Origin of the sequence: Parasphingopyxis marina, from assembly GCF_014237875.1 — a bacterium.
Lineage (GTDB): Bacteria > Pseudomonadota > Alphaproteobacteria > Sphingomonadales > Sphingomonadaceae > Parasphingopyxis > Parasphingopyxis marina.
This window is the reverse complement of sequence record NZ_JACJVJ010000001.1, coordinates 284613-298534: the sequence shown is the minus strand read 5'-3', so window position 1 is coordinate 298534 and position 13922 is coordinate 284613. Positions and strand designations below refer to the sequence as shown.

The 13922-nt window shown below is 66.0% G+C and carries 15 protein-coding genes and 1 tRNA gene; 12 read left to right on the top strand and 4 right to left on the bottom strand.

The features are described from left to right. The first annotated feature begins 53 nt into the window (after positions 1 to 53). From H6P80_RS01380 to H6P80_RS01365, 4 genes are all read left to right on the top strand, one after another. Positions 54 to 575, top strand: a complete 522-nt coding sequence (locus tag H6P80_RS01380) for a DUF4402 domain-containing protein (protein WP_185799560.1) — start codon at positions 54 to 56, stop codon at positions 573 to 575. A 146-nt stretch (positions 576 to 721) separates the two neighbouring features. Continuing rightward, positions 722 to 1225 carry a DUF4402 domain-containing protein gene (locus tag H6P80_RS01375; protein WP_185799559.1) on the top strand — a complete coding sequence of 168 codons (504 nt, stop codon included), beginning with the start codon at positions 722 to 724 and terminating at the stop codon, positions 1223 to 1225. Positions 1226 to 1423: 198 nt separating this feature from the next. Further along, positions 1424 to 2260 carry a fimbrial biogenesis chaperone gene (locus tag H6P80_RS01370; RefSeq protein ID WP_185799558.1) on the top strand — a complete coding sequence of 279 codons (837 nt, stop codon included), beginning with the start codon at positions 1424 to 1426 and terminating at the stop codon, positions 2258 to 2260. 27 nt (positions 2261 to 2287) lie between these two features. Continuing rightward, entirely contained in the window at positions 2288 to 4972 is a 2685-nt protein-coding gene (locus tag H6P80_RS01365) for an MSCRAMM family protein (protein WP_185799557.1), read from the top strand. A gap of 131 nt (positions 4973 to 5103) precedes the next feature. On the opposite strand, the gene H6P80_RS01360 is transcribed toward H6P80_RS01365, so the two are convergent. After that, positions 5104 to 5190 (bottom strand) — tRNA-Leu (locus tag H6P80_RS01360). A 214-nt stretch (positions 5191 to 5404) separates the two neighbouring features. Between H6P80_RS01360 and H6P80_RS01355 the strand changes: the two genes are divergently transcribed. Then, positions 5405 to 5641 (top strand): hypothetical protein, encoded by a 237-nt coding sequence (locus H6P80_RS01355; RefSeq protein WP_185799556.1) that lies wholly within the window; start codon positions 5405 to 5407, stop codon positions 5639 to 5641. Between the two features lie 14 nt (positions 5642 to 5655). Here H6P80_RS01355 and H6P80_RS01350 read toward each other — a convergent pair whose 3' ends face one another. Both H6P80_RS01350 and H6P80_RS01345 read right to left on the bottom strand, forming a co-directional pair. Further along, positions 5656 to 6741, bottom strand: a complete 1086-nt coding sequence (locus H6P80_RS01350; protein ID WP_328804964.1) for a 6-phosphofructokinase — start codon at positions 6739 to 6741, stop codon at positions 5656 to 5658. A gap of 53 nt (positions 6742 to 6794) precedes the next feature. Further along, positions 6795 to 7577, bottom strand: a complete 783-nt coding sequence (locus H6P80_RS01345) for an MJ0042-type zinc finger domain-containing protein (RefSeq protein WP_185799555.1) — start codon at positions 7575 to 7577, stop codon at positions 6795 to 6797. A 143-nt stretch (positions 7578 to 7720) separates the two neighbouring features. On the opposite strand from H6P80_RS01345, the gene ftsE reads away from it, so the two are divergent. The 4 genes from ftsE to H6P80_RS01325 are packed head-to-tail and all read left to right on the top strand — an operon-like array spanning position 7721 to position 10592. Further along, positions 7721 to 8455: a cell division ATP-binding protein FtsE gene (gene ftsE / locus H6P80_RS01340; RefSeq protein WP_185799554.1), complete on the top strand. Its 735-nt coding sequence runs from the start codon at positions 7721 to 7723 to the stop codon at positions 8453 to 8455. Continuing rightward, positions 8452 to 9345, top strand: coding sequence for a cell division protein FtsX (locus H6P80_RS01335; RefSeq protein WP_185799553.1), 894 nt, complete (start codon positions 8452 to 8454; stop codon positions 9343 to 9345). The genes ftsE and H6P80_RS01335 overlap by 4 nt, the downstream gene beginning before the upstream one ends. Positions 9346 to 9367: 22 nt before the next feature. Continuing rightward, on the top strand, positions 9368 to 9898 hold the full coding sequence (locus H6P80_RS01330) for a YdcF family protein (protein ID WP_185799552.1): 531 nt from the start codon (positions 9368 to 9370) through the stop codon (positions 9896 to 9898). 4 nt (positions 9899 to 9902) lie between these two features. After that, on the top strand, positions 9903 to 10592 hold the full coding sequence (locus H6P80_RS01325; protein WP_185799551.1) for a lysophospholipid acyltransferase family protein: 690 nt from the start codon (positions 9903 to 9905) through the stop codon (positions 10590 to 10592). Here H6P80_RS01325 and H6P80_RS01320 read toward each other — a convergent pair. After that, positions 10578 to 11690, bottom strand: a complete 1113-nt coding sequence (locus tag H6P80_RS01320; protein WP_185799550.1) for a pyridoxal phosphate-dependent aminotransferase — start codon at positions 11688 to 11690, stop codon at positions 10578 to 10580. The two genes, H6P80_RS01325 and H6P80_RS01320, sit on opposite strands and share 15 nt — an antisense overlap. Positions 11691 to 11765: 75 nt before the next feature. Here H6P80_RS01320 and metX point away from each other — a divergent pair, with 75 nt between their 5' ends. The 3 genes from metX to metW are packed head-to-tail and all read left to right on the top strand — an operon-like array spanning position 11766 to position 13914. Continuing rightward, positions 11766 to 12899, top strand: a complete 1134-nt coding sequence (gene metX / locus H6P80_RS01315) for a homoserine O-acetyltransferase MetX (protein WP_185799549.1) — start codon at positions 11766 to 11768, stop codon at positions 12897 to 12899. Beyond that, positions 12899 to 13327, top strand: coding sequence for a GNAT family N-acetyltransferase (locus H6P80_RS01310; RefSeq protein WP_185800926.1), 429 nt, complete (start codon positions 12899 to 12901; stop codon positions 13325 to 13327). The genes metX and H6P80_RS01310 overlap by 1 nt, the downstream gene beginning before the upstream one ends. Continuing rightward, the gene (gene metW, locus H6P80_RS01305; protein ID WP_185799548.1) at positions 13324 to 13914 is read left to right on the top strand and encodes a methionine biosynthesis protein MetW; all 591 of its coding nucleotides are present in this window, start codon (positions 13324 to 13326) and stop codon (positions 13912 to 13914) included. The genes H6P80_RS01310 and metW overlap by 4 nt, the downstream gene beginning before the upstream one ends. The last annotated feature ends 8 nt before the right edge of the window (positions 13915 to 13922 follow it).

The following is a 13922-nucleotide window of genomic DNA, read 5'->3' as shown; positions in this document are numbered from 1 at the left end:
TTTGATCGTTAACGAAATATTGAACGGTTGCAGCCGAAAATGGAATGATGGACATGCGCGCCCTTCCTCTGGCGATCCTGCCGTTTTGCCTGCTTCCCGCGGCCCCTGCTTCGCAGGCGGCGGCGCAGGGTTGCAGGCTATGCCAGGAAGCGGCGCCGATCGTCGACCAGGCGCGTCCGCGCCGGCCGATCAGCATCGATATAACGACGGCCATCGATTTCGATCGCATGGCGCTTATCGATTCCAATGGCGGCGCGGCGGAAATCGATCCGGTGACCGGCGCGCGGCGGCTGGACCGGCTCGCCAGCGTCGGCGGCATGTATATGCGCGGCGAAGTGCTGATCCGCGGCGATCAGGGCCGCGCCGTGCGCATCGACATGCCCGACGAGATCGTGATGCACGCGCCCGGCGGCCGCCGGCTCGAACTTGTCGACATGCGCACCGACCTCCCCGGCCAGCCGAGAATCGGCAATAATGGCGAATTGCGCTTTTCCTTCGGCGGCAGGATCCTCGTCGACGGCGACGATATCGGCCGGTTTCACGGCCGGATGCGGATCCACGCCGAATATGAGTGAATTTCCGTTATTGGAAAATAATCGCGCGTTAACCAGTTCCATCAGCAAAATCTGAAGCAGGTCCCGCCAAAAAGGCCCCCGAATGGCGCGGGGGACACGTTCCGTTCAGTCGAAAATTCGGAAATGTGAAAAAAAGGGACCAGATAATGAACAAACTGTTTAACGCTATCGCCGCCGGTTCGGCGGTTGCCGCGCTTGGCCTCGGTGCCAGCGCTGCCCAGGCTGCCGATGCTACGGCGACCGCGACGGCCGAGATTCTCGAGCAGGTCACGATCGTTCAGGCTGCCGATCTCGATTTCGGCACGATCGTTCCGAGCACGACGGCTGCCAGCACGGTCGCCATCGCGGCGAACGCCGCCGGTACGCGCACCTGCGGCGCCGGCCTCACCTGTGCCGGCACCAATGCGTCGGGCCAGTTCAACGTCACGGGTTCGAACGGCCAGACCGTCGACATCACCGACAATGGTTCGAGCGCCGTTCTGACCAGCGGTGGCGACACCATGGGCGTTGCGTTCAACTTCTCGTCGGCCACGCTGGCGATGACCGGCGCGGCGGTTCCGCTGTATGTCGGCGGCACGCTCAACGTCGGCATTTCTCAGCCGACCGGCGTATATACCGGTACGATCGCGGTTAGCGCGAACTACCAGTAATTTGCCGGTAAACCGGTAGCCGGGGCCTCGGCCCCGGCGCTGTTTTCCTGAACTATCCCGGTGACGCCTTGGCGCCACCGGGATTTTCTTCGTCCCAAATCGGCATTTTGACGGAATAATAACCAAAATTTGCGAGGTTCTTCGCGTGTTTCCGGGCGCTCATCTTCCTGCCCGGCCGATACCGACGGAGATCCCATAATGACACTCGCCTTTCTTTCCAAAAGTGCCCGTTTTGCCTGCACGGCCGCCGCCCTCGCGGTCGCTGCCGCCGTTGCCCCGGCCCCGGCGCATGCCAACGACCTGCTCGTCGCGCCGACCCGCGTCGTGCTCAACGGATCGCGGGGGACCGAGGTGATCCTCAACAATATCGGCACCGAAGAGGCGACCTACCGGATTTCGCTCGAACTGCGGCGGATGACGCCGGACGGCGGTCTCGAAGAGATTGAAAACGCGAACGAAGCCGAACAAGCGGCGCTGGACATGATCCGCTATGCGCCGCGCCGCGTGGTGTTGCCGCCGAACCAGCCCCAGGCGGTGCGGATCGGCGTGCGGCCGCCGCAGGACCTGCCGGACGGCGAATATCGCGTCCATATGCTGTTTCGCGCGATTCCGCGCCCGCGCCCGGTTGCCGAGGAAAATCAAGGGCCTAGCGAAGGCTTCGCGATCCGCCTGATCCCGGTTTACGGCGTCACCATCCCGATCATCGTCCGCCAGGGCAATCTGACGGCGACCGCGGCCATCGCCAATCCCCGGATCGTCGAGGATAACGGCGTGCGCGCGATCCAGTTCGATCTTTCGCGCCAGGGGGAACGATCGACCTATGGCGAGGTCATCGTCACCCGGCCGGGCATCGACCTGCCGATCGCCCGGGCGCGCGGCATCGCCGTTTACACCGAAATCGGCCAGCGCACGGTGATCGTGCCGGTCAGCGAGGAATTTCAGGGCACGCTCGCCGGCCCGGTACGGATCCAGTATCGCGAGCCCGATGGCGATGGCGGTGGCCTGATTGCCGAAACCCAGGCGGTGCTGCGCTAGGCGCGGCATCCGGGTGGCGGGGCGATCATGCTTCGCTGGGGGCGTAAAACACAGATTTTCCTGGCCGGACTGGCGGCGTTTTTCGCCGTCTCGACCGGTCACGCCCAGGCCGGCGGCGGCGGATGGGAGCCCAATCCCGACGATTCCCTGCTTTTCGACGTCCGTCTCGGCGAATATCGGCTCGGCGACGGGGTTCGCGGCTATCAGACGCCCGGCAGCATCTGCATCGATCTTGCCGATACGATCGCCGCGCTGGACGTGCCCGTTTCCATCGATGAGGATACGAATCGCGCCGAAGGTTGGGCTTTTAACGAAGAAAACCAAATAGTTATAGACAGGGGCCGGGGCCGCGTCCGGTTCGGCGAGGCCAGCGAGAATCTGCCCGAAGGCGTCATTTACGACACGCCCGAGGGCTGGTGCGTGGCCACCCAGGCGCTGGCGAGCTGGCTTGGCATCGAGATGGAAGCCGATATGCGCAACGCGCTGCTGGTGCTGAGCTCCGACCAGCCTTTGCCCGTGCAAATGGCGCTCGAGCGCCAGGCGCGCGCCTCCCGGCTGCGCCCGCGCCTCGATTTCGATCTTTCGACCCTTCCCCAGGCCGATATGCCCTACCGGATGTGGCGCACGCCGTCGGTCGATGTCGTGCTGACATTGGGCGGTTTGCGTGATCGGCAACGCAATCGCAGCGGTATCGAGCGCCGCTACGAGATTTATGCCGCCGGTGAAGTCTTGACGGCATCGGTCGATGCGCGGCTCGCTTCGGACGATCGCGGAACGCCGCAATCGCTGAGAATGCGGGCTTTCCGCAGTTCGCCGGCGGGCAATTTGCTGGGGCCGCTCGGCGCGACCCATTTCGCGATCGGTGACGTCACGAGCCAGTATTCGCCGATCGCGATCCAGCCGACCCCGGGCCGCGGCGCGGTCGTCACCAACCGGCCGCTCGACCAGCCCGACAGTTTCGACCGGCGGACCTTTCGCGGCGAATTGCCCAGCGGATGGGAGGCCGAACTCTATCGCAACGGCCAATTGCTGGCCTTTTCGATGGATCGCGGCGATGGCCGGTACGAATTTGTCGATGTCGAGCTGCGCTACGGGATCAACCGCTTCGAAATCGTGCTGTACGGCCCCCAGGGCCAGGTCCGGCGCGAAACCGAAATCGTCAATGTCGGCGTGGAGAGCATTCCGCCGCGCCAGACCTGGTATTGGGCGGGCGTCAGCCAGGACAATCGCGATCTCGTCAATCTTGACGCCAATGCGTTCGTGCGCGCGGCCAATTGGCGGGCTGGTTTCGCGGTCGAACGCGGGCTCAACGCGAAAACCTCGCTCGCCTTTCACGTCAACAGCCTGGTGATCGCCGACGAACGGGTCACGGTTCTCGAAGGGTCGGTGCGCCGGGCGGTCGGCCCCGCGCTGGTCGAGATGACGGGCGCCTGGTCCGACAATGGCGGTTATGCGGCGCGGGCGCAGTTTCTCGGGCGTTTCGGGCGCGCCTATGTGAGCGCGGAATCGATTTTTGCCCGCGATTTCCGTACCGAGCGCTACGGCACCAATGTGACCGGCCGGCACAGCCTTTCGGTCGATCACAGCATCCAACTCGGGCGTGCCGTCATGCCGCTACGCGTGCAGGGCACTTATCTGACGCGCGCGGGCGGGGTCGACCAGATCGACGTCGCGGCCCGGATTTCCGCCAATCTGCGCCGTTTCGCGGTGACCGGCGAATTCGGCTTCCGGCGCCAGACGATTGCCGGCAGCGCCGATCCGCCGACCGAAACCATAGCCGGCATGCTGGCCAATGGCCGGATCGGACGGGTTCGCCTGCGCGGGGAAGCGCGCTGGCGGCTTGCGCCGTCCACCGCCTTTGAAAGCGCGGCGCTGACGGCCGAATGGGGCAATGGCGAAAACAGTTCGTGGCGCGCGGAGCTCGGCTATCAGGCGGATCTCGATCGCGCGCGCGCCAGCGTCGGCTATGTCCGGCATTTCCGCCGGCTCGCGGTGACGGCATCGGCCGAAGCGGCGACCGACGGATCGGTGGCGGCGGGGCTCAATCTCGTTTTTTCGATCGGCCCGAGCCCGCGCGGCGGCGTGCAGATGACCGCCGACAAGCTGGCGAGCGGCGGCCAGGCGGTTGCGCGGGTCTTCCGCGATCTCAACAATGACGGCACCCGCCAGCCGAACGAACCCTATGAGGAAGGCGTGCAGATCACCACCGGCCGGGCGCCGTCCAACGAGCCGACCGATGCAAACGGCTTTGCGATCGTCACCGGCCTTGCGCCCTATCGCCCCGTTCTCGTCGGCATCGATACCTCGTCGCTGTCCGATCCCTTCGTCCAGCCGCGCGGACCCGGCGTGGTCGTGACGCCGCGCCCCGGAATCTCGGCGGTCGTCGAACTGCCGCTGGTCAGCGCCGGCGAAATCGAGGGAATCCTGGTCCGTGCGGGTGGCGGTGCGCTCGAGGGCGTCGATCTGGAGCTGGTCGATGTCGAAGGCATGGTCGTGAAGACGGCGCGGAGCGATTTCGACGGCTTCTTTCTGTTCGAAGGCGTGCCCTATGGCGAATACTCGGTGCGCCTCGCCCGGCTTTCTGCCGATGCGATCGGCGCCCCGGCCCAGCTCGGCCGCCGCGCCTTCGTGACCGACGAGGACGACACGGTGCGCCTCGGCACGATCGCCGTCGGCAGCGCCGCCCCGGCCCCGGTCGCCGCGGCCGAATAAGGCTTCGATTTGTCAGACTCGACCTATTCGGGCTGGCGCGGCGATTTCCTGCCAGGGAAATTCTGACCGCTACAAAGTCGCGCCGCGCGACTTTGCCGATTTTCCCGTAAATCTCTGAAACTGTTTGAAAATGGTGCGGTCGAGAAGACTCGAACTTCCACGGGCTTTCGCCCACAACGACCTCAACGTTGCGCGTCTACCAGTTCCGCCACGACCGCACATTTTCAAAAAAGGCCGGTGCAGACCGGCCCTGGCAGGCGCGTGCCTCTAGCAAAGCGGTTGGGCGCGCGCAACACAAGAACGCGCCCGGACGGACGCGCAGGACGAAAAACCGGCAAACGCCGCGAATTAACGCTCTTTTCCACGCCTTTTCGCTGCTGTTAACCATTTCTTAACCTTCTTTCGCGCTTTTCCGGGGGTTAGCGAGGGGCAATGGCCGCCGCTTTCGCTCTCGCCCTCGCGATTCTCGTCGCGGATTCGCCGCGCCGGCCGGGCGCAGAGGCGCGGGCCCGGGCGAGCGCGGTCATCCTGCCCGGCGAAGAGATCGATTTCACGGATTTCGGCCGCGAGCAGCGGCGCGCGGATCGCGTCCCCCATCTCGCCCGCTATCGGGATCGCGCCGCCCCGGCCGGGGAACGCCGCGAGCTGCGCCTGTTCGAATTCCACTAGGTCGCCGGGCGCGCCTAGTAGAGGAACATCGGCATCCCTTCGACGCGCATCAGCTTGGCGCGATAGGCCTCGCGGTCGTAAAGGTTGCGCACGTCGACGGTCTTCGAACCTTCGAGCAGCGTCGCGATCGGGACATGGCAATAATTGCCGTCCTTCAGCGCCACCATCCGCCCGGCATTCTTGTCGCGCAGCAGTTGCACGGCGAGCCCGCCGAACGCGAAGCCGACCATCCGGTCCATCGCATCGGGCTCGCCCGCCCGCATCAGATAGGCGAGTTCCTGGACGACGGTGCCGACGCCGGTTTCCTCCTCGATCGTCCGCGCCAGCCTGTGGCCGACGCCTTCGTCGGACCGCTGCGTCCCGGTCATGCCCAGCTCGGCATTCTTCTCTTCGCCCTGGATGCGCGCGCCTTCGGAAATCACGCACATCGCGTAATTGGCGCCGCTATGGTGCCGATCCTCGACGAGCAGCGGGAGCAGCGCGCCCGGATCGGCGGGCACTTCGGCGATGACGGTGCGATCGACCTGGGCAAGAAAACCGGCGAGCAGCGCGGTCTCGCCCGAGCGCCGGCCGAACAGTTCGACGATGCCGATCCGTTCATGGCTGCCGGTGGTGGTGCGCAACGCGTTGATCGCCTCGACCGAGCGCGAGATCGCGGTCGAGAAGCCGATGCAATAATCGGTGCCGAACACGTCATTGTCCATCGTCTTGGGCACCGAGATGACGGGAAAGCCCTGGCCCGAAAGATGGGCCGAAAAGCGCAGGGTGCCGTCGCCGCCCAAGGTCACCATCGCGTCGATGCCGAGCTTGTCGAGCACGTCGAGCACATGGCCGGTACGGTCGCCCGCTTCCTGCGTGCGCGGATCGGTGCGCGAAGTATGGAGGATGGTGCCGCCGGTGCGATCGATGCCGCGCACCCTTTCCCGGTCGAGCGTCCAGCTCTGATGGGCGATGGTTTCGGGATCGGACGGGTCGATCCGCAGAAACCCTTCCCAGCCCCGGCGAAAGCCGGTGACCTGCCAGCCGAGATCGATGGCGCCGAGCGTGATCGCGCGGATACACGCATTGAGCCCCGGAACGTCTCCGCCCCCTGTTAAAATGCCGATATGGATTGCGGGTCTCCCATGGCTGGGTGCCCCTCACCGGTTCCCGTTCAGGAAGCCCCGTCGAAAGGCACGAATTTGAGGTTCAATTCTTCGGCGCTTCTTGGAATGTCGATTTCCGCCGAATTGAACTCTACCATTTCCCGCGCCGGCAATGTGCGCTGTGGCGCCTGGATCGTCCAGTCATAAACGACGGTGCCCTGGGCGTTGCGCAGCTCGGCGCGGATATCGGGGACCTGCTGTTCCTCGTCGGTCATGTTGACGATGCGGCCGGAGATCGACAGCAGCTCATGCCCGCTCGCGAGCGTTCGCCGCTCGGGCGCACGCACGAGCTGGACGTCGAGCGCGCTCTCGGCGGCGTCCTCGCCGATTCCGATCCCCGAAAGGAAGCCGGGGGGGCCAAACCAGGCGAGCGCGCCGATCGCCGATCCCAGGATGAGGAAGAGGCCGATCGCGATCGCCGTCCACATTTTCGCCGGGTTGCGCCGCGGCTTGAAGGGCGGTTCGTAGCCGAAAGGATCGGTATCCGCCTCCTCCGCGTCATGGCGTACGAAATCGCGCACTCGCCGCGTGCTCGCCACTTCCTCGCGCACCGGCTCTTCGGCGACGGGCGGCGGGGTATCGGGAAATTCCCGCTGCACGGGCTCGGCGGGCGGCGGCGCGGGGGGTGGCGGCGGCGGTGAAGGAGCCGGGGCAGGGGGCGGCGCGAGCGCGGCGCCTTCGGCGAACCAGCTATGCTTGCAACTGGCGCAGCGCACCTGTCTCCCGTCGACGCCGATCGCCGTATCGGGAACCAGATAGCGGGTCGAACAGGCCGGGCACTGGAGGATCATGCGAAAGGGACGCCAACTCGTTGCAAAACAGGGTTCTAAGCCTCGCCCGATCTACGCGCGCAGGGCCCTTGCTGGCAAGCCGCTAACCGCCTTGCATTGTGTGCTTTACGGCGGATAGCGCGCTGTGCCATGGCTCGGCGATCATGGCGACGACAATTGCCCAGTTCGAAAATGTCGGGCTGCGCTACGGGACCGGCGCGGAAACCCTGTCCGATGTTTCCTTTTCTCTGGATACGGGCGGTTTCTATTTTCTGACCGGACCTTCGGGTGCGGGCAAGACGTCACTCCTGAAGCTGCTCTATCTGTCCCAGCGGCCCAGCCGCGGGTTGATCCGGCTGTTCGACACCGATGTGGTGACGCTGGCGCGCGATCGGCTGCCCGGCTTCCGCCGCCGGATCGGCGTGGTTTTCCAGGATTTCCGCCTCGTCCCGCACCTTTCGACCTTCGACAATATCGCGCTGCCGCTGCGCGTCGCCGGTGTCGAGGAAAGCGAGCTCGTCTCGCCGGTCAACGAGATGCTGGCCTGGGTCGGGCTCGCCGACCGGGCGAGCGCAAGGCCGGCGACGCTGTCGGGCGGCGAGCAGCAGCGGGTGGCGATCGCGCGCGCGGTGATCCACCGGCCGGAAATCCTGATCGCCGACGAGCCGACCGGCAATGTCGATCCTGAAATGGCGGCGCGGTTGCTCCATCTGTTCGATGCGCTCAACAAGCTCGGCACGACGATGGTGGTGGCGACCCATGACATCCATCTGCTGAGCCGGGTGTCGAATGCGCAGATGATGCGGCTCGATAGCGGGCGGCTGGCCGATCCGACCGGGCTGCTCCGCAATCCGCCGCGCGAAGCGGGGCGCGGGCGACGCCCCAAGCCCGGCGCATGATCTTTCCTTTTTCCGCCACCCCCGCCGAACGCCGGCTGCTGACCGAAGGGCGGCTGTCGGGGCCGATGCCCTGGGTGATCGCGATCATGATGTTCCTCACCGTGCTTGCCGCGGCGAGCGGGCTTGCGCTCGCCAATGCCGCGCGCAATGTGACCGGCGGCATCGCCAACCGGATCACCGTCCAGATTGTCGAGGCCAATCCGGACCTGCGCGAGGAACAGACGCGCGCGGCGATGGCGGCGCTCGCCGCGATGGACGGGGTCAGTCATGTCGCGCGCGTGCCCGACGAGGAGATCGACCGGCTGATCGAACCCTTTCTCGGCACCGCGGCCGAGGAGGAGGGCATACCGGTGCCGACGATGATCGATGCCGATCTCAGCGAAGCGCTGCACGCGCAGCTCGGGGAGGTGGAGGCGGATATCGCCGCCGTCGCACCGGCGGCGCGGGTGGACGATCACGCGCAATTCCTCGCGCCGCTCGCCGGGCTGATCCGTTCGCTGAGCTGGCTCGCGCTCGGGCTGGTGCTCCTGATCGGCAGTGCGCTGGCCGCCTCGGTGATCCTCGCCGCGCGCGCCGCGCTCAACACCCACCGCTCGACGATCGAGGTGCTCCACCTGATGGGGGCGACCGATATCCAGATTGCCCGGCTTTTCCAGCGGCGGATCGCTCTCGATGCGCTGTTCGGCGGGGCGGTCGGCTTCCTTTCGGCGGTGATCGTGCTGCTGCTGCTCGGCCAGCGGATCGGCGCGGTCGGCTCCGAACTGCTCGGCTCGGCCTCGCTGCCCTGGACGGCGTGGCTCGTCCTGTTCGTCCTGCCGCTCGCCGGTGCGGTGTTGGCGACGCTCGTCGCGCGCTTTACGGTGATCGGCGTGCTCCGGAAGATGCTGTAACCGCCATAATGACAATCGCGCCATGATCCGCCGTATTCTCGCTGCCATCCTGCTCCTGTGGGCGCTCGGGTTTGCGGCCTTTGTCGTCCTGCTGCCCGGCCCGGCGGCGCCGTCGGAAACCGATGCCATCATCGTGCTGACCGGCGGCGAGAACCGCATCGACCGTGGAATCGCGCTGCTGAAGGACGGCCATGCCGAACGGATGCTGGTCTCCGGCGTCAACCGCACGGTGCGCCCGGCCGAGCTCGCCGCGGAAACCGGAGAGCCCGAAGACCTGTTCGAATGCTGCATCGATCTGGGCCAGGACGCGGTCGATACGCGCAGCAACGGCGCCGAAGCCGCCCGCTGGATGCGTGAAAACCGCTTTACCAGCGTGCGCCTCGTCACCACCGACTGGCATATGCCGCGCGCGCGCTTCGAGCTGGCGCGCGAGCTGGACGACGGCGTCGACCTCATCACCGATGCGGTGGCGAGCGAGCCGAGCTTCACCCAGCTGTTTCTCGAATATAACAAGTATCTACTGCGCCGGATCGGCGCGCTGATCGGCATTTGACGCGATGGCGGCACTCCGGACAGCCGTCTATACGCTCGTTTTCTATGGAATAACCGTGCCGTTCGTGATGGCGGCGCTGATCGGCGCCGTGCTCGGCGAGCGGCCCATGCACGCGGTGATCCATGCCTGGGTCGCCTTTCACGGGCATTGCGCGCGCTGGATCCTCGGCATTCGCACGCGGGTCGAGGGCGTCATTCCCGAAGAGCAGGTGTTCTTCGCCGCCAAGCACCAGGCGATGTTCGAAACGCTCGATCTGCTCAATCGCCTCGATACGCCGGTGCCGGTTCTGAAGAAGGAACTCACCGATATTCCCGCCTGGGGCTGGCTCGCCCATCGCTATGGCGGGATCTCGGTCGATCGCAAGGGCGGGGCGAAAACCCTGCGCGCGATGCTGAAGCGGACGCGCGCCATGGTGGCGAGCGGCCGCTCGATCGTGATCTTTCCCGAAGGCACGCGCGTGCGGCCGGGCACCACGCCACCGCTGCAATCCGGCTTTGCCGGGCTCTACAAGATGGTCGGGCTGCCGGTGGTGCCGGTGGCGGTGGAAAGCGGGCATGTCTGGCCGCGCGACAGCTGGATCAAGCGGCCGGGCACCGTCACCTACCGGTTTTTCGATCCGATTCCGCCCGGGCTCGACCGCGAGGAGATCGAGCGGCGGGTCCATGAGGCGATCAACACGCTAGAGCGCGGCTGAGACGAGCTCTTCCAGCGCTTCGGCGAGGCCGCGCACTTCCTGTTCGGTGCCGATCGAGATGCGCAGGCCGTGCGGCAATTCCTGCCCGGGCAGCCAGCGGGTGATATAGCCGCGCTCGACCAGCCCTTCATAGGCGGCTTCGGCCGAAAGCGGGCCTTCGAACAGGACGAGCAGGAAATTGGCCTTGGAGGGAATCGCGCGCAGGCCGGCATTGCCGAGCTTGCCGATCCGTTCGGCGAGCCAGGCGCGCCACATCGTGTTGTGCAGCCGGCTCTTTTCGATGAATTCCCGGTCGCCGAGCGCCGCGATCGCCGCTTCCTGCCCGCCGGTCGTTACGTTGAAGGGCCCGCGGATGCGGTTGAGCGCCTCGATCACCGGCGGCGGGCCATAGGCCCAGCCGATCCGCTCCGCCGCGAGCCCGTAAATCTTCGAAAAAGTACGTGTTATCAATATGTTGTCTGCGGCGTGCGCCAGTTCCAGCGCGCCGTCCCCCTCGCCCGGCTCCAGATATTCGGCATAGGCCTGGTCGACGACGAGCAGGCAATCGGGCGGCGTGGCGTCATGAAGTCGCGCGACATCGGCGGCCGCGCAGAAGGTCCCGGTCGGGTTGTTGGGGTTGGCGAGAAAGAGGACGCGTGTATTGGGCGTGATCGCCGCGATCAGCGCGTCGATATCGGTCGCATAATCGGTGTCCGGCGCTTCCACCGGCGTCGCGCCGACCCTTTGGGCGGCGGCCGGATAGACCGAGAATCCGAACCGCGAATAGAGGATTTCGTCGCCGACCCCGGCATAGGCGCCCGCGGCGAGGTGCAGGATCTCGTCGGACCCGGTGCCGCAGACGATCCGCGCGGGATCGAGCCCGTAGCGTTCGCCGATCGCCGCGCGCAATGTTTCGGACGCACCGTCGGGATAGCGGGAAAGCCGGCCCTTCGCGTTCGCCAGCGCTTCGGCGGCCTTTTCGCTCGTGCCGAGCGGGTTTTCGTTGGAGGAGAGCTTGGTCAGCGCCTCGCCGCGCGGCCCCCTGGAACTGCCGGGTGTATAGGGCGTGATCGCGTCGATCCACGGCTTGGGCCTGAGCTTGGGGTTCGGTCCGGTCATGGGCGATCCCTTGCGACAGCGCGCGCGCGTTGACAAGCCGCGCCTTCCGGCCCTAGCGCCGCTGGACTTGCGGGAATGGAGGCCATGGCCGACGATACTTCGCCTTTCGGTGCCGCGCGCACCCTGACCTTGCCGGGCCCGCTCGCGCTCGATGGCGGGGCGAGCCTCGCGCCGCTCGACTTCGCCTATGAAACCTATGGCGAGCTGAACGAAGACAAATCCAACGCGATCCTGATCTGCCACGCGCTGACTCTGGACCAGTTCGTCGCCTCGGCCCATCCGCTGACCGGCAAGCCGGGCTGGTGGACGAGGATGGTGGGCGAGGGGAAGCCGATCGATCCCGCCCGCCATTTCGTTATCTGCATCAATGTGCTCGGCAGCTGCATGGGCAGTTCCGGTCCGGCGAGCGAGGCGGAGGACGGCCAGCCCTATGCGATGCGCTTCCCGGTCATCACCATCCGCGACATGGTGCGCGCCCAGGCGATGCTGCTCGATCGTCTCGGCATCGAGACGCTCGCCGCGGTGATCGGCGGATCGATGGGCGGGATGCAGGTGCTCGAATGGGCGGCCTGCTATCCCGAAAGGGTGAAGAGCGCGATTGCCATCGCCACCGCCGCGCGCCATTCGGCCCAGAATATCGCCTTTCACGAAGTCGGCCGTCAGGCGATCATGGCCGATCCCAACTGGCATGGCGGAGACTATTACGCCAATGGCGATGCGCCCACCAAGGGCCTCGCCGTCGCCCGCATGGCCGCGCATATCACCTATCTTTCCGAAGAGGGGCTGACCGAGAAATTCGGGCGCCGGCTACAGGCCCGCGATTCGAAAAGCTTCGGCTTCGATGCCGATTTCCAGATCGAATCCTATCTCCGCCACCAGGGGATCAGCTTCGTCGACCGGTTCGACGCCAATTCCTATCTCTATATCACCCGGGCGATGGATTATTTCGATCTCGCCGAGGAACATGGCGGCCTGCTTGCCAACGCCTTTGCCGGAACGCGCACCCGCTTCTGCATGATCAGCTTCGACAGCGACTGGCTCTATCCCACCGCCGAAGCGCGGATCATCGTCCGCGCCTTGAACGCGGCGGGGGCCGAAGTCAGCTTTGTCGAGCTTTCCAGCCCGTTCGGCCATGACGCCTTCCTGCTCGACGTGCCGGAGTTGAACGCAACGGTGGACGGCTTCCTGCGCGCGGGAGAGGGGGCGTGATGCTGGCCGAGGGCTATACCCTGACCGATGACCAGGCACGGATCGATGCGGCCGCGGCCCATGCCTATCTGACGCGCGCCTATTGGTCGCCGGGGATATCGGCGGATATCGTCGCGCGCGCCATCGCCAACAGCCATTGCGTCGCGATCGGGCACGGCTCGGATCAGGTCGCGATGGCGCGGGTGATTACCGACTGGGCGACTTTCGCCTATCTCGCCGATGTCTATGTGCTGGAGGATCATCGCGGGCGGGGGCTTTCGAAAGCCATGCTCGCCCATCTCCATGCCGATGAACGGCTGAAGGGGTTGCGCCGCTGGGCGCTGTTCACCCAAGATGCGCACGGCCTTTACGAACAGTTCGGCTGGCGCGTGGCCGAGCATCCCGATCGGCTGATGCTGCACGACAATCCGGAGGCCTTTGCCGCATGAGCGCGCTTCGCCCCGATCTCGAAATCATCGCCAACCATGTGCCCGAAGGGGTGCGCGTGCTCGATATCGGCTGCGGCGAGGGCGATCTGATGGCCGCGCTGCGCGATGCGAAACGGATCGACGCGCGCGGGGTGGAGCTGGATGCCGCGCAGGTCGCCACCGCGATGGCGCGCGGGCTTTCGGTGATGCAGGGCGATGCCGATACCGATCTTTCCGACTATCCGGACGCCGCCTTCGATTATGCCATCCTCAGCCAGACGTTGCAGACGACGCGCGCGCCCGACCGGATCGTCGAGGAATTGCTGCGCATCGCCCCCAAGGCCTTCGTCTCCTTCCCGAACTTCGCCTATTGGCGGGTGCGGGCCGGGCTGCTGTTCGGCGGGCGGATGCCCGTGACGGGCGCGCTGCCGCTCAACTGGTACGAGACCGAGAATATCCACCATGTCACGATCCACGATTTCCGCACGCTGATCCGCGACAAGGGGATTGCCGTGGAAAAGGCCTGGTATCTGTCGGGCAACCGGCAGCGCAGCGCCGCGGCGGCAAATCTGATGGCCGATCAGGCGGTGTTCCTGCTGGGCCGGTAGGGCCCTCG